This is a genomic window from Polynucleobacter duraquae, from assembly GCF_000973625.1.
In the GTDB taxonomy this organism is placed as follows: Bacteria; Pseudomonadota; Gammaproteobacteria; order Burkholderiales; family Burkholderiaceae; genus Polynucleobacter; species Polynucleobacter duraquae.
Genome location: NZ_CP007501.1, coordinates 1919835 through 1936323 on the forward strand (window position 1 = coordinate 1919835; position 16489 = coordinate 1936323).

18 protein-coding genes are annotated in these 16489 nt (G+C 46.1%); 11 read left to right on the forward strand and 7 right to left on the reverse strand.

All coding sequences use genetic code 11. The features are described 5' to 3' along the window. Positions 1-87 precede the first annotated feature (87 nt). Genes CL55_RS09870 through CL55_RS09890 form a run of 5 tightly spaced genes read left to right on the forward strand, consistent with a single transcriptional unit; the run spans position 88 to position 4887 of the window. Entirely contained in the window at positions 88-648 is a 561-nt protein-coding gene (locus CL55_RS09870; protein WP_418054936.1) for a glutathione peroxidase, read from the forward strand. Beyond that, the gene (locus CL55_RS09875) at positions 648-2036 is read left to right on the forward strand and encodes an NAD(P)/FAD-dependent oxidoreductase (RefSeq protein ID WP_046330930.1); all 1389 of its coding nucleotides are present in this window, start codon (positions 648-650) and stop codon (positions 2034-2036) included. The genes CL55_RS09870 and CL55_RS09875 overlap by 1 nt, the downstream gene beginning before the upstream one ends. Further along, positions 2037-2822, forward strand: a complete 786-nt coding sequence (locus CL55_RS09880; RefSeq protein ID WP_046330931.1) for a DUF1365 domain-containing protein — start codon at positions 2037-2039, stop codon at positions 2820-2822. It begins immediately after the preceding gene. Then, a complete protein-coding gene (locus CL55_RS09885; protein WP_046330932.1) occupies positions 2819-4114 on the forward strand; it encodes an SAM-dependent methyltransferase in 1296 nt (431 codons plus the stop codon). Before CL55_RS09880 ends, CL55_RS09885 begins: the two co-directional genes overlap by 4 nt. Further along, entirely contained in the window at positions 4111-4887 is a 777-nt protein-coding gene (locus CL55_RS09890; RefSeq protein ID WP_046330933.1) for an SDR family NAD(P)-dependent oxidoreductase, read from the forward strand. Before CL55_RS09885 ends, CL55_RS09890 begins: the two co-directional genes overlap by 4 nt. 9 nt (positions 4888-4896) lie before the next feature. On the opposite strand, the gene CL55_RS09895 is transcribed toward CL55_RS09890, so the two are convergent. Genes CL55_RS09895 through argS form a run of 3 tightly spaced genes read right to left on the reverse strand, consistent with a single transcriptional unit; the run spans position 4897 to position 7948 of the window. Then, positions 4897-5559: a thiol:disulfide interchange protein DsbA/DsbL gene (locus CL55_RS09895; RefSeq protein ID WP_156156298.1), complete on the reverse strand. Its 663-nt coding sequence runs from the start codon at positions 5557-5559 to the stop codon at positions 4897-4899. Then, entirely contained in the window at positions 5556-6170 is a 615-nt protein-coding gene (locus tag CL55_RS09900; RefSeq protein WP_046330934.1) for an SPOR domain-containing protein, read from the reverse strand. Before CL55_RS09900 ends, CL55_RS09895 begins: the two co-directional genes overlap by 4 nt. A gap of 50 nt (positions 6171-6220) precedes the next feature. Then, on the reverse strand, positions 6221-7948 hold the full coding sequence (gene argS / locus CL55_RS09905; RefSeq protein ID WP_046330935.1) for an arginine--tRNA ligase: 1728 nt from the start codon (positions 7946-7948) through the stop codon (positions 6221-6223). A 35-nt stretch (positions 7949-7983) separates the two neighbouring features. Here argS and CL55_RS09910 point away from each other — a divergent pair, with 35 nt between their 5' ends. After that, positions 7984-8301, forward strand: coding sequence for a DUF1840 domain-containing protein (locus CL55_RS09910; protein ID WP_046330936.1), 318 nt, complete (start codon positions 7984-7986; stop codon positions 8299-8301). A gap of 30 nt (positions 8302-8331) precedes the next feature. Here CL55_RS09910 and metH read toward each other — a convergent pair whose 3' ends face one another. Together metH and CL55_RS09920 are read right to left on the reverse strand one after the other, a co-directional pair. Continuing rightward, the gene (metH, locus tag CL55_RS09915; RefSeq protein ID WP_082091932.1) at positions 8332-11079 is read right to left on the reverse strand and encodes a methionine synthase; all 2748 of its coding nucleotides are present in this window, start codon (positions 11077-11079) and stop codon (positions 8332-8334) included. Beyond that, positions 11076-12140, reverse strand: coding sequence for a homocysteine S-methyltransferase family protein (locus CL55_RS09920; RefSeq protein ID WP_046330938.1), 1065 nt, complete (start codon positions 12138-12140; stop codon positions 11076-11078). Before CL55_RS09920 ends, metH begins: the two co-directional genes overlap by 4 nt. A 78-nt stretch (positions 12141-12218) precedes the next feature. Here CL55_RS09920 and CL55_RS09925 point away from each other — a divergent pair, with 78 nt between their 5' ends. After that, on the forward strand, positions 12219-12668 hold the full coding sequence (locus CL55_RS09925) for a PhaM family polyhydroxyalkanoate granule multifunctional regulatory protein (RefSeq protein ID WP_046330939.1): 450 nt from the start codon (positions 12219-12221) through the stop codon (positions 12666-12668). Here the strand turns inward: CL55_RS09925 and CL55_RS09930 are convergent. Continuing rightward, a complete protein-coding gene (locus tag CL55_RS09930) occupies positions 12580-13665 on the reverse strand; it encodes an MBL fold metallo-hydrolase (RefSeq protein ID WP_046330940.1) in 1086 nt (361 codons plus the stop codon). The two genes, CL55_RS09925 and CL55_RS09930, sit on opposite strands and share 89 nt — an antisense overlap. Positions 13666-13687: 22 nt before the next feature. Here CL55_RS09930 and CL55_RS10570 point away from each other — a divergent pair, with 22 nt between their 5' ends. Then, on the forward strand, positions 13688-13864 hold the full coding sequence (locus CL55_RS10570) for a DUF1289 domain-containing protein (protein WP_205621275.1): 177 nt from the start codon (positions 13688-13690) through the stop codon (positions 13862-13864). Positions 13865-13885: 21 nt separating this feature from the next. On the opposite strand, the gene acuI is transcribed toward CL55_RS10570, so the two are convergent. Next, positions 13886-14869 (reverse strand): acrylyl-CoA reductase (NADPH), encoded by a 984-nt coding sequence (gene acuI, locus CL55_RS09935; RefSeq protein ID WP_046330941.1) that lies wholly within the window; start codon positions 14867-14869, stop codon positions 13886-13888. Between the two features lie 87 nt (positions 14870-14956). Here acuI and CL55_RS09940 point away from each other — a divergent pair, with 87 nt between their 5' ends. From CL55_RS09940 to CL55_RS09950, 3 genes are read left to right on the forward strand one after another with little or no spacing between them, the layout of a single operon-like run. Next, positions 14957-15241 (forward strand): hypothetical protein, encoded by a 285-nt coding sequence (locus tag CL55_RS09940; RefSeq protein ID WP_046330942.1) that lies wholly within the window; start codon positions 14957-14959, stop codon positions 15239-15241. A gap of 21 nt (positions 15242-15262) precedes the next feature. Beyond that, entirely contained in the window at positions 15263-15751 is a 489-nt protein-coding gene (locus CL55_RS09945) for a flavin reductase family protein (RefSeq protein ID WP_046330943.1), read from the forward strand. 22 nt (positions 15752-15773) lie between these two features. Further along, on the forward strand, positions 15774-16436 hold the full coding sequence (locus tag CL55_RS09950) for a glutathione S-transferase family protein (protein ID WP_046330944.1): 663 nt from the start codon (positions 15774-15776) through the stop codon (positions 16434-16436). Positions 16437-16489 lie beyond the last annotated feature (53 nt).

Here is a 16489-nt window from a genome sequence, read left to right on the forward strand (position 1 = left end):
GCATTGGGCTAAATTCAACGATATTTGCCAGAATGTCTTAGACTTGGGCATCCCCGTCCCACCTAAAGGCTCAAGATGATTCGCTCCATGCCGCGGTACTTACTGGCACTATTTTTCTTGCTTACAGCTATGCCGTTTGCAAAGGCTACTCCCGCCGCCAGCTGTAGCCCCCTCTTGTCCCACACTTTTCCAAGATTGCAGGATGAGGCACCTCAAAGCCTTTGCCAATACCAAGGAAAAGTCATTCTCGTTGTTAATACAGCCAGTTTTTGTGGCTTTACGAGCCAATATGAGGGTCTTGAGAAGTTGTATGCCAAATATAAAGACCGTGGATTAGTTGTATTAGGATTTCCATCAAACGATTTTGGCAAACAAGAGCCAGGTAGTAATAAAGATATCGCTGAGTTCTGTAAAAATACCTATGATGTGAAATTCCCCATGTTCGCTAAGAGCTCAGTAAGTGGAAGCAATCCAAACCCACTATTTAAAATGCTCATTGCTAAAACTGGGACAACACCGAAATGGAATTTTTATAAGTACCTCATTGATCGGAACGGTAATGTCGTTGATTCGTTTGGCAGCATGACAAAACCCGCAAGCAGCAGTATTACAGGTGAAATAGAGAAACTTCTTGGAGAAAAAATTTAGTGGGTAAGAAAAAAGTTGCCATCATTGGCGCTGGTATATCTGGCTTAGGATGCGCATACGCATTAAGGCTGCACCCAGATTTAGAGATCACCTTATTCGAAGGTGGCAATCATATTGGCGGCCATAGCAATACCGTAGATCTCACACTAGAAACTCCTGACGGTCAGATAACTTATGGGGTTGACACTGGATTTTTAGTATTTAATCGCAAAACCTATCCTCGCTTAGTTCGACTATTTGAGGAAATTCAGGTTCCGATTGCGCCATCAGAAATGTCCTTTTCAGTATCTATTGAAACAGGAAGAAAAACAGGGCGCAATAAAAAAATTGAGTGGGCTGGTAACGATCTCAACTCCTTCTTTGGTCAAAGATCTAATGTGTTCTCCCTGTCATTCTGGAGAATGGCTTACGACATCTTGCGCTTCAATCGTATCGCCACTCGACTGGCTGAAGAGCAAATCACTACCAAACTTGAATACTCAGAGCCAGATGAGCGCATTAAAGATTTTTTAGATCGCAATCGTTTTAGCACCAGCTTTAAAGAAAATTATTTCCTACCAATGATTGGCGCTATTTGGTCATGCTCTGTTGAGCAGATGCTAGAGTTTCCGATTCAGACTATGGTTCGCTTCTGTCATAACCATGGTCTCTTGCAAATCCAAAATCGCCCGCAATGGCTTACGGTTAAAGGCGGATCTCGAGAATATGTGAAACTTTTAGTGGCGACTCTTGAGGAACATCAAGTCCAATTTGTACGTGAAGCCGTTACTCGAGTTAATGCAAAAAAGACGGAAGACTCTCCAGTCGAAGTGGTTACATCTTCTGGGGTACATCAGTTTGATGAAGTGGTAATGGCATGTCATAGCGATCAATCCTTAGAGTTAGTACATGGCATTGGGCAAGATGCGCGCAATATTTTGGCTTCGGTGCCTTACCAAAAAAATCGTGCAATTTTGCATACTGATGTCAATTTCTTGCCGGCTACTGAACGCTGCTGGGCAGCTTGGAACTACACCGCAAAATCTGGTGCAACACCGACTGCACAACAACATGTGAGTGTAAATTATTTAATCAATCGCCTACAACCTCTACCCAAATCATTCGAGGGCACGCAAATTATTGTGAGCCTGAACCCACTGACGGATCCCAATCCAAAATTAGTGCATGAAGAAATCCATTACTCGCATCCTGTCTTTGATATGCGCGCCGTGCAGGCACAAAAAGAGCTGCCTTTAATTCAGGGTCACTCCTCAATCTGGTATTGCGGAGCATGGACAGGGTTTGGTTTTCATGAAGATGGTCTGCGCTCAGGCGAATTGGTAGCAATGGATCTCATGGAGAGCATTTCTCATCATGTTAAATCTAGCTCCATTAAAGATTCTCAGTAAATGAATTTGCCAACGATTAATTTTGGAGCTGTAAAGCATCGACGCTTTCGCCCTGCTATCAATGCGTTTGGCTATGGTGTATTTACTTTATCTATTCCAATGCGTGCGCGCAGGAATGATCCAACATTACTTAGCAAACATGGGCTCAAAGATAAGCAATTTGGACTTTTTTCCTTTTTTGACCAAGACCATGGATTAGGCGGTGAAAACAGTCTGTCCTGGATTGAATCGATCCTTAAGGACAATCACGTTCATCATGATGATGGTGAGATTTGGCTACACACTTTTCCTCGAGTTCTCGGCTATGTCTTTAATCCGGTGAGCTTTTGGATCTGCACCCAACCCAATGGTCAAGTTCAAGCGGTACTAGCGGAAGTCAATAACACCTTTGGCGAACGACACTGCTATCTGCTTCATCATGACTCCGGTAAAGCCCTGCAATCCGGAGAGACACTTGTTAGCAACAAGGTATTCCATGTCTCACCCTTTTGTGACGTGCGAGGGGAGTATCACTTCCGTTTTTTATTTCCCCAAGATAGCAATTCAAAGCGGAATATTGTTTGTCGGATTGAGTTGCACGAGGATGGCTCCCCATTAATCAACACTAGCATCAGCGGCCTAGCTCAACCGTTGACTAAAAGTGCTCTCTATCTTGCCTTTCTGCGCTACCCCCTCATGAGTTTAGGTGTCATTGGTAGAATTCACTGGCAAGCATTGAAATTATGGCTAAAAGGTGTACCCTTTCACTCAAAACCTAAACCACCAGAACTTGAAGTTACTCGATGAATCGCCCCGGTCAAACACTACTGTCTCGCCTTACCTTCTCTCGCCCTGAAAGGCGCAAATCTAAACTGCAGCAAGGTAATGCAAGCACTGTGGCTTTATTGGGTCTTTTGGATCAATTGCGCAGCGGGCATCTAGTACTCACCCTTCCTAATAATGAAGTAAGAAAGTTTGGCAACAGCGCAGACCAACCACATGCAGAAATTCAAGTTTTAGACTGGTCTGTATTTAAGCGGGTTTTATCTCATGGTGATATCGGCTTTGCCGAAAGCTATATCCGAGGCGAATGGAATACGCCCGATCTCAAAGCGGTCCTAGAGCTAGTCATTCGAAATCGCACCATCCTTGAGAAGGCAATTTATGGCAGTTGGTTTGGATCTATAGCCTATCGCCTGAGGCATTGGTTTAGAGATAACTCTAAATCCGGAAGCCGAAAAAATATTCATGCGCACTATGACTTAGGTAATGCCTTTTACACGCTTTGGCTAGACCCCACCATGAGCTACTCGAGTGCATGGTTCTCTGAGGGTGACAAGCAATCACTTATGGATGCCCAGCGTGCAAAAATCAAACGTATCTTAGACTCTATCCATGCTAAAGAGGGCGATCAACTCTTAGAAATAGGCTGTGGTTGGGGCGGCTTCATGGAAGAAGCCTTACGCAATGGCAACCAAGTCACTGGCCTGACATTGTCAACGGAACAAAAAGCGTTTGCAGACTCTCGACTTCAAAAGATTTCTACAGAGGTAAGCAATGCAAAGCAATTTGAGGTTCGGCTACAAGACTATCGGGACTGTACAGAGCAATTTGATGGTGTTGCCTCTGTTGAAATGTTTGAAGCAGTTGGTGAAAACCATTGGACTGAATACTTTCAAACAGTTGCAAAACGACTCAAAGCGGGTGGCAGAGCATGCATCCAAACTATCGTGATCGCAGACGATTTATTTGATCGTTATCGCCAAAGCACCGACTTTATTCAGCAGTATGTTTTTCCAGGGGGCATGCTTCCCTCTCCAGCTAAATTTAAGGCAGCCGCAGCAAGTGCAGGTTTAGAGCTTGAGGCAGAGTTTGCCTTTGGTGCTGACTATGCCAAAACCTTATGTCTATGGCGCGATAGTTTTAATCAAAAGATTGAGGAAATTTATCGCCTTGGTTTTGATGAGGCATTTATTCGACTCTGGAATTTTTATCTCATGTATTGCGCCGCCGGATTCTCTGAAAAGAGTATTGATGTAGTGCAATACACCCTCAAACACAAAGATGTTATTCGCTCAAGCGATGCACTACGCCCATGAAACAAAAAGGAATAGATTCTTTTGTCAATCAACGGATTTGGGTCATTGGGGCTTCCAGCGGTATTGGTGAGGCCTGCACAAAAGCATTTATCAAGGCGGGTGCAAAAGTTGCGCTTTCTAGCCGCCGTGCCGAGCGGCTAGATACTCTCGCACAATCTGCAAAACCTGGACAGGCTTTGGTTTTCCCACTAGATGTCACCCGTCAAGAACAGCTGGACTCCGCTTACCGAGGCATCCTAGAAGCCTGGGGTGGCCTAGATCTACTGTTGTTTGTCTCAGGTGTATATACCCCCTTACGTGCTGATAACTTCGAATTTAATATTGCTCAGAAAACAATTGATGCCAATCTGCTCGGCCCCATGCGGGCAGTCAGTATTGTCATGCCTGATATGCTCAAAGTGCATAGCGGACATATTGCGATCGTTGGTAGCGTAGCGGGATATAGCGGATTACCTAAAGCCTTAGCGTATGGGCCAAGTAAAGCGGGGATTATTAATTTCTGTGAAACTCTTTATTACGACTTACTACCCCAAGGTGTGAGTGTGCATATGATCTCACCGGGATTTGTTGCAACCGAGGCTACCGCACAGAATGATTTTGAGATGCCAGCGCTCATTACTGCTGATGAGGCAGCACAAGAAATTCTCGCTGGACTTCAGGCTGGAGAATTTGATATTCACTTCCCTAAGCGGTTTTCAGGATTCTTAAAGTTCCTCAGAATCCTGCCTTACCCGCTTTACTTCTGGATTATTCGACGCTTCGTCAAAATATAAAATTCTGAGTTACTTGTACTTATCCCTACGGATTTTTTGCTCCAAGTGATCCATTACAGCAATCGCTTTTGCCTTAGTACCAGCAATAGATGGGGATGTTACGTAGCGGCCCTGCATCACAATCGTTGGCACACCATCAATTCGATAAGCATCGGCCATCTGTCTTGCGGCACGTGCTTTTGATATAACGGCAAATGAGCGATAGGTGGCTAAGAAAGTATTGCGATCGATACCTTGTGAAGCTACCCAATCGGCGATCTCATTTTCTGTCATGAGGCGCTTGTTTTCTTTATGCATGGCGTACATGACTTTGTCATTCATGGCGTCACCCTTGCCCATGGACTCTAAGGCATAGAACAATTGGCTGTGCGGCATGAAGTCATCTCGGAAAGCAACGGGCACCTTACGGAATGTCACATCCTTTGCTTGGCGCTTTAGCCACGCATTAAGCTCTGGTTCAAAGTCATAGCAATGCGGGCAACCATACCAAAAGAATTCGATAACCTCGACCTTTCCTTTGGCCTCAACTGGCTGAGGGGTAGGCAAAATACGGTAATCAAACCCCTCCTCAATCTTAGGACTTTGCGCAGTAGCAAGCCCTGAAAAAGAAAATGCCAAGCCAAGAATGGCGGCAGATAAAAGGGTTCTTTTAGATTTAGATAATATAATCATGATTTGCTAGATTTAATGACGCTCGGTTTAATACCCATGCCATTAAGCTTATCACGCACGGGATTGCTTTCTTCAACACTGTTGTATGGGCCAATACGCACACGCCAAAGCATATTGCCCTCACTATTAATCTCACTTAATTGAGATTGAATGCCTTGAATCGCTAAACTCGCTTTTTGCGCATCTGCATCAGCACGCCTATTGAATGCACCTACTTGTAAGAAATAAATTGCATCCGATTTTGCGGTAGGTGCTGGGGCTATCTCTCCCGGCTTTTTACCATTAGCTACATCAGCAATTGGATCTGGCGTACTCGCTGTGGGTGCAGCTGACTTACCTTGTAGTGGTTTATTCAAATCCAGAGTCTCTGCTGGGGCAATCACCTCACCTTCCACCGATTCTGATCCCGGCTTAATTGTTAAAGGAAGATTAGGGGCTCTGACTCCAGGACGCTCTTGCGGTGTGTTTTTAGAAAGGTAAAAGGCAATCACAAAAGCAACGCCAAGGCCAACACCAAGCCCTAAGATGAAGCCAAGAATAGTGCCGCCAAACTCCGAACTCGAAGACTGGGTCTTCGGCGTAAAGCTAGTGTGTTGATTATTTTTTTTCATCGTATCTTCATCCTTCTTTTTACTTCTTAAGCGCTAGCAAGTACTACAGCTTACATCTTAGCGGGTGCTGATACACCCAATACTTTTAATCCATTTTCAAGCACTTGGCGCGTCGCTAAGAGCAATGCAAGGCGCGCTAATTTCAATGCGGGATCATCCACCAAAACGCGATCTGCGTTGTAGAAGGTATGGAAGTCTCCAGCCAAATCGCGCAAGTAGAAAGCTAATGCATGCGGCGCCAAGTCTGCAGCAGCGTTAGTCAGCATTTCTGGATATTCAGCCAAACGACGTAATAGATGATCTGAGGCTTTGCTTTGCAGTAGGGAGAGGTTCGCACCTTTGAGGTCGGATACTTTTCCACCCCATTGGGTCAGAATTGAACAAATACGCGCATGGGCATATTGCACATAGAACACGGGATTTTCATCATTCTGCTGTAATGCCAAATCAATATCAAAGACGAACTCTGTATCAGCCTTGCGGGAGATGAGGAAGAAACGCACGGCATCTCTTCCACGCTGAAGTGCTAGTTCACGCTCATCAGCAGTCATCTCTGGTGCAACACCACCAGACCACTCTACCAAGTCGCGTACAGTCACATAGGAGCCGGCACGTTTAGAAATTTTGACCTCTTCGCCGTGGCGCATCACCGTCACCATCTTGTGCAATACGTAATCAGGATAGGTTTGCGGAATATCCCAACCACGCTTCTGTGCCACACCCTGCAAGCCAGAGCGAACACGGGCGATGGTGCCGTGGTGATCACTCCCTTGGACGTTAATCACTTTTTGAAAGCCACGATTCCATTTGCTGGTGTGATAGGCGACATCAGGCACAAAGTAGGTAAAGCTACCATCAGACTTACGCATAACGCGATCCTTATCATCGCCATCATCTGTTGTCTTGAGCCAAAGCGCGCCCTCAGACTCATAGGTCTTACCAATACTTTGTAGTTCCTCAACAATCTTTGTAACACTACCATCGGTATACAAGGAAGACTCTAGGTAATAGCAATCAAACTTCACGCCAAATGTTTTTAAGTCAATGTCTTGTTCATTGCGTAAATACGCGACGGCAAATTGACGAATAGCTTCCAGGTTATCTTTATATTCAGGCGAAGCCTTAAAGGCAATCGCAATCTCTGCAATATATTCACCGTTATAAGCACTCTCTGGCCAAGCAGCATCCCCTGGTTTAAGTCCGTTTAATCGAGCTTGTACTGAGAGTGCCAAGTTTGCGATCTGGACTCCAGCATCGTTGTAATAAAACTCACGATGCACCTTGATGCCCTGAGTTGCCAATAGATTTGCTAGGGCATCGCCTAAGGCAGCTTGACGACCATGACCCACATGCAGTGGGCCAGTTGGATTAGCAGAGACAAACTCAATCATGGCACTAGAAACGGGGGCTGCCTCTGGTGCTAGCTGACCAAACTGAGATCCTGCTGTGAGGACTTCTTGCACCACTGCAGTTTTAGCAGTGTTGCTCAGGCGAAAATTAATAAATCCAGGTCCCGCAATTTCGCAGGAGGCAATGAGCTCACTATAGCCAGGCTGCTGCTCAAGGCGCTCGACCAGTGCTTGCGCTAATTCCCTGGGATTTAACTTCCAAGCCTTGGATAGCTGGAGCGCAATATTACAAGCGACATCCCCATGGTCTACCGCTTTAGGGCGCTCTAAGCGCGGCGCGGGGGCATCCCCCAAACCACCGTCCTGGGCGAGACCCTGAAGGGCTGCACTTAGCATTTCAATTAAACGATTTTTATTAGTTAACAACATAGATAAGTGAGTTTATCAGGTGGTAAGCTATTGAAATGATCTATCAATTTCGCTCCAAAGCGGGCCCTGACGTCATCATGCTGGCTGACCTCACCCAACGAATCTTTGAAATTTTGGGTCGCTCATTAGAACCTAGGGGAATTTTGACGGTAGAGCAACTACCAAGTTTCATCATCTCCCTAGAAACCGCTATTTTGAAAGACTTAGAAGAGCGCTCTAAAAGTAATACAGCGGAGCAAGAAAGTGCTGAAAAACCAAAACTTGCCGACAGGCTGGGGCAGCGTGCCTATCCTTTCCTAGAGCTGATGAAACAGGCTAAAGCCAAAGATGAACCGGTGATGTGGGGCGTTTAAAGGCCTCATCTCCCTCCACCCAAATCCAATTTAGTCTATCGAGCTTGCCAACTGGCGACGAATGTCTTCAACGGACTCATTGCGGCGCTTAGCAAGATCTTCAATCTGGTCTGCTGACAACTTACCCACATTGAAATAACGCGCATCCGGATGTGCCAGATAAAAACCGCTGACACTGGAAGCTGGGTTCATGGCCATCGATTCGGTCAAGGTCATGCCAATATCTTCCGAACCAATGACACGCAATAAATCTTTTTTCACCTCATGCGCAGGGCAAGCTGGATATCCTGGCGCTGGACGAATACCACGATATTCCTCATTAATCATTTGATCGTTCGTCAAAATCTCATCAGTCGCATAAGCCCAAAGATCGGTCCGAACACGGTGATGCATCAATTCTGCAAATGCTTCTGCCAGACGATCGGCCAAAGATTGCAACATGATTGCACTGTAGTCATCATGCTTCGCATGGAACTCAGCCACTTTTTTCTCAACCCCATGGCCAGTTGTCACAGCAAAGCAGCCTAGATAATCAGCCACATGTGAATCTTTAGGCGCAACATAGTCGGCCAAGCAACGATTAGGTCGACGAATACCATCAATAACTGGACGCTCAGCCTGCTGACGCAAGTTATGCCAAACAAATAATGGATGCTCGCGGGATTCATCGCTGTACAAGACAATGTCATCACCTATCGTGTTTGCTGGGTAGAAAGCTACTACTGCATCGGCTTGTAACCACTGACCCTTAATCAACTTGTCCAATAGCGCTTGGCCGTCTTCAAATACCTTACGCGCCTCTACACCCACAACTTCATCATCCAAGATTGCCGGGAACTTGCCAGCCAAATCCCAAGTCTGAAAGAACGGTGTCCAGTCAATATATTTGGCGATGTCACTTAAAGCAAAATTCTTGAAAACACGACGGCCAATAAACTTAGGCTTCTCAGGCACGTATTGGGCCCAATCAATCAGCTCCCGATTCTTACGCGCGGCTTCTAATGAAATAGTCGGAGATGCTTTTTTATTGGCATGCTGCTCACGAATACGTACATAGTCATCGCGCAGATCTTGAATAAATTTCTTGGCGCTTTCATCTGACAGAAGGCTTGATGCTACAGACACAGAGCGGGAGGCATCAGGTACATAGACTACTGGTCCATCATAATGCGGCGCAATCTTGACTGCAGTATGTACACGAGAAGTTGTGGCACCACCAATCATCAGCGGAATTTGACGCTCACGGAAATAATCGTCACGTTGCATCTCTTGAGCAACGTAGGTCATCTCCTCTAGAGATGGCGTGATCAAACCAGACAAGCCAACAATATCCGCTTTTTCCTCTTTGGCACGCTTCAGAATTTCTGAGCAGGGCACCATCACACCCATATTGGCAACTTCAAAGTTATTACATTGCAGCACCACCGTCACAATGTTTTTGCCAATATCGTGAACGTCACCCTTAACAGTCGCCATCACAATCTTGCCTTTGGCTTTTGCTTCACCACCAGCGGCAATGTGAAGACGCTTCTCTTCCTCAATATAAGGAATCAAAATGGCTACCGCTTGCTTCATTACACGTGCGCTCTTGACTACTTGAGGTAGAAACATCTTACCGGCGCCAAATAGGTCACCAACGACATTCATGCCATCCATCAGGGGGCCTTCAATCACCTCAATCGGACGACCACCTGCACCCATAATTTGAGCGCGCAGCTCTTCAGTGTCGCCTTCAATAAAGGTCGTGATTCCATGTACCAGAGCATGGGTTAAACGCTCACGCACCTGGGCCTCACGCCACACCAAGTTTTCTACTTGTTTTGCGCCACCGCCCTTAAATTGGTCGGCAATATCCAGTAAGCGCTCGGTTGGCGTCTTACCATCTTTTTCTTTAAAGCGGTTAAGTACCACATCCTCAACACGCTCACGTAATTCAGGATCTAGGTCTGCATATACGCCGAGCTGTCCCGCATTCACAATACCCATATCCATGCCAGCCTGAATGGCGTGATACAGGAACACCGTATGAATGGCTTCACGTACGCGATCGTTGCCACGGAAAGAGAAGCTGACATTGGAAACGCCGCCACTGACTTTCGCGCCCGGCAGATTTTCTTTAATCCAGCGTGTAGCATTAATAAAATCTACAGCATAGTTGTCATGCTCTTCAATGCCGGTAGCAATTGCAAAAATATTAGGGTCAAAAATAATGTCTTCTGCTGGAAAGCCAATCTCATTAACGAGAATTTGATAGCAGCGCTGACAAATTTCTGTTTTGCGCTTAAAGGTATCTGCTTGACCCACTTCATCAAATGCCATCACTACAGATGCTGCACCGTAACGACGAATCAAACGTGCTTGTTTTCTGAACGGCTCTTCACCCTCTTTGAGTGAAATCGAGTTCACAATCGGCTTACCCTGAATGCACTTCAGACCTGCCTCAATCACACTCCATTTAGAAGAGTCAATCATGATCGGTACACGAGCGATGTCTGGCTCTGAAGCAATCAAATTCAAGAAGCGTGTCATTGCCGCTTCCGAATCCAACATCGCCTCATCCATATTGATGTCGATTACTTGAGCACCATTCTCAACTTGCTGTCTTGCAACTACCAAGGCCTCATCAAATTGATTATTTAAAATCATGCGAGCAAATGCTTTGGAGCCTGTTACGTTAGTGCGCTCTCCAATGTTCACAAAGCGGATATCGGCTGTAACGTTAAAAGGCTCTAGGCCTGAAAGCTTCATCGGTGACATGGCTTTTATAGTCTTACTCATGCTGACAGCTCCGCACTTTCACGGTAGAAAGGTCGCGGCTTACGCTTTGCAACTGCGTTAGCGATTGCACGAATATGATCTGGCGTAGTTCCACAGCAGCCACCTACTAGGTTTACCAAACCATCTTTTGCAAAACCATCAACCAAATTAGAAGTAATATCCGGAGTCTCATCAAAGCCTGTGTCACTCATTGGGTTAGGCAAACCGGCATTGGGATAGCAAGATACTGCAACATCGCAGATGCGGGATAGCTCAGCAATATAAGGGCGCATAAGTGCTGCACCTAAGGCGCAGTTCAGGCCAAAGGTGAGCGGTTTAATGTGGCGCAAGCTATTCCAAAATGCTTCTACTGTTTGGCCAGATAGAATTCGACCAGAGGCATCAGTAACCGTACCTGAAATCATTACCGGCAAACGCTCACCGGTTTCCTCAAAGAACTCATCTAAAGCAAACAATGCAGCCTTGGCATTGAGTGTGTCGAAAATAGTTTCCACTAAAAATAAATCAACACCACCCTCAAAGAGACCTTCAATCTGCTCTCGATAGGAAGCTCGCAGTGCATCAAACGTCACATTACGTGCACCGGGATCATTTACATCAGGAGAAATACTTGCAGTCTTTGGCGTAGGTCCAATTGCACCCGCTGCAAAACGTGGTTTATCTGGCGTAGAGTATTTTTCACAGGCAGCGCGAGCCAATTGAGCGGAGATGACATTCATCTCACGAGCTAAATCAGCCATCTTGTAATCCTCTTGCGCAACTGAGGTAGCGCCAAAGGTATTAGTCTCAATAATGTCTGCACCCGCATCCAAATACTGCTCATGAATCTTGCTGATAATCTGGGGTTGGGTCAGCACCAAGAGTTCGTTATTGCCTTTAATGTCGCCTGGGTGACTCTCAAAGCGTGTGCTGGCTGGTAATCCACGGTAATCCGCCTCACTCAGCTTGTATTGCTGAATCATGGTGCCCATGGCGCCATCCAAAATCAGAATGCGCTGCTTTAGTAGCTCGGGAAGTGCCTGACCGCGGGTGTAAGGCTGGGATAAACCATTAGATTGCATTGCGTAACCGGGATTAATCTCTAGAATCCTCTATTGTATTGGCAATAAGCTACTTTTATCTGACCCGGAGCCACCCCTATGTTTGGAACTATCCCAGAATTCAATCAAAGCCTTGAAATGATGAAAACCATGTGGGGTCAGGGATCGGGCGGGCAAACACCAGGGCAATTTCCCTTCACCACGGACGCCTCCAAGGCTGCAGGGGGTTTTGGCTCAGCTTTTCCAGGGCTAGATACAGACGAACTTGAAAAGCGCATCAAAGACCTGAAAAGTGTTGAAAACTGGCTGAACCTCAACCTCAATATTTTGAAGTCCACCATTCAGGGACTAGAAGTGCAGCACGCCACCATGATGGCACTCAAATCATTTGGGGATGCCGTTTCGGCAAGCGCCACTGCTGCCACTGGTGAAACTCCTAAAGACTCCGGAACAAAAGCTTCTAAACCACGCAAAACCGCAACACGCCGTCGTCGCAAAGCTGGCGACTCAACTTTCCTCGACGAAGTAGGTAATTCAGATGGGCAATAGCCTCGCCCATAGCAAATGTCATTTGGTGAATATCTAATTCACGTCTAAACAAAACCGGCACTATCTCACGAGCAGTTGCTGGTTTTACACAGGCTCCCAGTGTTTCCGCCAAGCGCTCATCGTGATGCGCTTTTAGCTGACTAACCCGGGGCTTCATTCCTGTAAAGGGCTTGCCATGAGATGGCAGTACTAGAGTGTGATCGGGCAAGGGCAGATATCGATCCAAAGAACTCAAATACAGGCCTAAGGGATCTGCATCCGGATCTGCATCGTAAACGCTAACATTAGTAGAAATGCGTGGCAACAGCATATCTCCAGAAATCAATACTTCCAAATCTTTGCAAAATAATGAAGCATGTTCAGGCGCATGACCAAACCCCATAATCACTTGCCACTCATGTCCACCAATCAAAATCATTTCACCATCAATGATGCGGCGATATTGCCGTGGCACACCCGGAACCATATTGCTGTAGTAATTCGAGCGAGCACGAATTTTTTCTAAATCCTCTGGTGCATTGAGTCCATGTTTTTGAAAGTGGTCTGCAGAGCCCCCGCCACCAGCGCGTGCACCAACCGCAGCCCCGCCCTCTTTATGACTAAGCCATTGCGCAGTTAAATAATCTGTCATGGAGATCCAGAGTGGTGCTTGCCACTTCTCACAGAGCCACTGAGAGAGTCCCACATGATCTGGATGCATATGGGTCACTATTACCCTCAACACTGGCAATCCCTCTAGCTGCGAAGCAAAGATCCGATCCCAGGCCGCTCTTGTCTCATCATTAGCAATGCCACAATCTACAATGGTCCAGCCTTGAAGACCCTCGAACTCATCCCGTATTAGCCATAGATTGATGTGATCCAAAGCAAACGGTAAGCGCATCCGTAGCCAGCGTACACCAGGCGCGACCTCGATTGAACTGCCCGCTTCCGGTAAAGCATCCGCTAGGGGATAATGAATGGCACTCAGATCGCTAGATTGGTTTTTAGTATTCATCTATTTCTATTTTAGGTTTGCTTTGACAACAGTTCCATCACCTTGCATCAACTGGTGTGACATCAACCCCGACAATGGTTTTTGCCGTGGCTGCTATCGCACGCTCCCTGAGATTGCAGACTGGTCTGAACTTTCTAACTCAGACAAGCTTGAGGTTTTAGAAAAACTAACAGCACGAAAACCTCAAGCTTCGCAGTAAGCACTATCCATTAACCAATACTTATTTGTTTACATCTACAATTAAACGACCGCGTACATTACCAGCCATCAGCTCTGCGGCATACTTTATAGAATCTTCTAAATTAATTTCGTGAGAGATCTGTTCCAAAGTTTTAAGATCCACCAACTTACTTAACTGCTCGTATGCAGCAATACGTTTTACTTTTGCGACTGTCACACTATTAATGCCATACAAAGTTACGCCACGCAAAATGAATGGCGCAACTGTCGATGGAAAATCCATGCCTTGAGCAAGGCCACATGCGGCAATAGCACCATCACTCTTGGTTTGCGCGCAGGCATTAGCCAAAGTATGACTACCAACACTATCGACTACTGCCGCCCAGCGCTCTTTTGCTAAAGGCTTACCAGGGACTGACAGTACTGCACGATCAATCACCTCATTAGCGCCCAATTTCTTTAAATAATCAGCTTCGGACATTCTTCCGGTACTGGCTACAACGGTGAATCCTAATTTACTCAACAGCGTAATCGCAAAGCTGCCAACTCCACCTGCGGCGCCAGTCACCAGTACTTCGCCATCACTGGGCTTCAAGCCATGCTTTTGTAAAGCCATCACGCACAGCATTGCTGTGTAGCCAGCAGTACCAATAGCTAAAGCTTGCTTAGCAGTAAAACCCTTTGGCAAAGGAATAAGCCATTCTGACTTCACACGTGCTTGCTGCGCTAAACCACCCCAATGACCCTCGCCAACACCCCAACCGTTGAGCAGCACCATGTCACTAACTTTAAACTCTGGGCTAGCGCTCTCTAAGACTTCACCTGCAAAATCAATCCCAGGCACCATCGGAAAGCTACGCACTACCGGACCCTTGCCAGTAATTGCCAAACCATCTTTGTAGTTCAGCGTGGAATAGAGCACCTTAACCCTGACATCGCCCTCAGGCAAGCTAGCCTCATCGACTTGAGCAAGCTCAGCCCGATAACCTTGATCATCTTTATTTACCAAAATAGCCTTAAACATGTCTCTTCCTTTTAAAAGCGCTGCATTCTCCACAGCAAATACGTAATAGGTTTATCCTAACGAGCATTGCTGATTATGGAGGTTTCCATGAAAAAAATTCTACTATTAACTTCAACTTGTGGTCTAGCACTCATTGGGTGCTCATCGAGCCAGATTAATATGTCTATGGGCAATATGCGCTTGATCACCTCCAGCGCCGCACCGCAAGAGGTAATGGATTTTGCCAGCACAACTTGTAAAAATGATTTTTACCAAGGTGCTAGCTTCCTTTCTAAGGCCGGCAAGGAATACCGCTTCAAATGTGTCAAAGCTGAAGAGAACGAAATTCTGACCCCCATCCCAGGCACTACCATTCCAACTACAACGAAGTAAGCCACCAAACAAATAGGCAAGATGACCCCATTTAACTCCCAAGAGCTCCGCAAGGGTTTCGCTTCCTTTGCAACCGGGGTCACAGTAATTACTTGCCTAGATGCCGACCAGCAAGCTCATGGCATCACTATCAGCTCTTTCAATACGGTTTCCTTAGAGCCACCACTGATTTTGTGGAGCCTTAAGAAGCATTCGAACTTGATGCCCAACTTTGAAGTGGGTCACAAACAATTAATTCATGTACTTGAACGCTCGCAAGAAGCCATGGCGATGCACTTTGCTACTGTGAAAGAAAATCAATTCACCAGCATCCCCCATAAAATTGCAGCAAGTGGGCTTACCCAAATTGAAGGATGCTGCGCTTACTTTGAATGTGAGACCGTATCTGTACATACTGGCGGCGACCATAATATCATTGTTGCAAAAGTCCTTAACCTAAAGCACGCTCCTACAAGTCATCCACTCATATTTGCACACAGTAAGTTCATGGGTTTAGATTCATCACTTTAAAAATAATTAAATAGGAATTGAAATGATTCGCTTATGGGGAAGAAAAAGTTCCATCAATGTTCAAAAAGTATTGTGGTGCCTTGCAGAGTTAGGACTAGAGGAAGGTAAGGATTTTGAACGCATTGATGCCGGCCTTCATTTTGGCAAAAATCGTACACCTGAATTTCTAGCACTCAATCCTAATGGTCTAGTGCCCACCTTAGAGGACGGTAAGCTGGTACTTTGGGAATCCAATACGATCTTGCGATACCTGGTTCGTCAGTACGATCAATCGAATCGCTTAACAAGCGATATTGCCTCTCAATATCAATCTGAGAAGTGGATGGACTGGCAGCTGGGCACTATGTGGCCAGCCTTACGCACCGCCTTTTTGGGCCTCACTCGTACGCCTGAAAACGAACGAAACAACGAAGCAATTCGTAAGTCTTATCAAGATAGCAATGCACTATTTACCTTACTAGATCAGCAGTTGGCAAGCCAGCACTATTGCTCTGGAAATACGTTCAGCATTGGGGATATTACGCTAGCACTTTGCGTAAGCCGTTGGATTCTATTGAATCAAACCTTCCCCGACCAAACCGGCCCTCGCCCCTCCCTACACAATATTGACGCATGGATGCAGCGCATAGAAGCGGAAACTAAGTACGGTGTGGTTGCAGAAAAAGAACTTAATGTTGTGAAGTAAGGCAAAGCACGTTAGAGCATCAGAATCAGAGGCATTAAGTAGAAAAGGGTGAA

Coding starts and splice junctions, on each gene's coding strand:
- CL55_RS09870 (WP_418054936.1), top strand. CDS start 88: ATGCCGCGGTACTTACTGGCACTATTTTTCTTGCTTACAGCTATGCCG.
- CL55_RS09880 (WP_046330931.1), top strand. CDS start 2,037: ATGAATTTGCCAACGATTAATTTTGGAGCTGTAAAGCATCGACGCTTT.
- CL55_RS09885 (WP_046330932.1), top strand. CDS start 2,819: ATGAATCGCCCCGGTCAAACACTACTGTCTCGCCTTACCTTCTCTCGC.
- CL55_RS09890 (WP_046330933.1), top strand. CDS start 4,111: ATGAAACAAAAAGGAATAGATTCTTTTGTCAATCAACGGATTTGGGTC.
- CL55_RS09895 (WP_156156298.1), bottom strand. CDS start 5,559: ATGATTATATTATCTAAATCTAAAAGAACCCTTTTATCTGCCGCCATT.
- CL55_RS09900 (WP_046330934.1), bottom strand. CDS start 6,170: ATGAAAAAAAATAATCAACACACTAGCTTTACGCCGAAGACCCAGTCT.
- argS (WP_046330935.1), bottom strand. CDS start 7,948: ATGTTGTTAACTAATAAAAATCGTTTAATTGAAATGCTAAGTGCAGCC.
- CL55_RS09910 (WP_046330936.1), top strand. CDS start 7,984: ATGATCTATCAATTTCGCTCCAAAGCGGGCCCTGACGTCATCATGCTG.
- metH (WP_082091932.1), bottom strand. CDS start 11,079: ATGAGTAAGACTATAAAAGCCATGTCACCGATGAAGCTTTCAGGCCTA.
- CL55_RS09920 (WP_046330938.1), bottom strand. CDS start 12,140: ATGCAATCTAATGGTTTATCCCAGCCTTACACCCGCGGTCAGGCACTT.
- CL55_RS09925 (WP_046330939.1), top strand. CDS start 12,219: ATGTTTGGAACTATCCCAGAATTCAATCAAAGCCTTGAAATGATGAAA.
- CL55_RS09930 (WP_046330940.1), bottom strand. CDS start 13,665: ATGAATACTAAAAACCAATCTAGCGATCTGAGTGCCATTCATTATCCC.
- acuI (WP_046330941.1), bottom strand. CDS start 14,869: ATGTTTAAGGCTATTTTGGTAAATAAAGATGATCAAGGTTATCGGGCT.
- CL55_RS09940 (WP_046330942.1), top strand. CDS start 14,957: ATGAAAAAAATTCTACTATTAACTTCAACTTGTGGTCTAGCACTCATT.
- CL55_RS09945 (WP_046330943.1), top strand. CDS start 15,263: ATGACCCCATTTAACTCCCAAGAGCTCCGCAAGGGTTTCGCTTCCTTT.
- CL55_RS09950 (WP_046330944.1), top strand. CDS start 15,774: ATGATTCGCTTATGGGGAAGAAAAAGTTCCATCAATGTTCAAAAAGTA.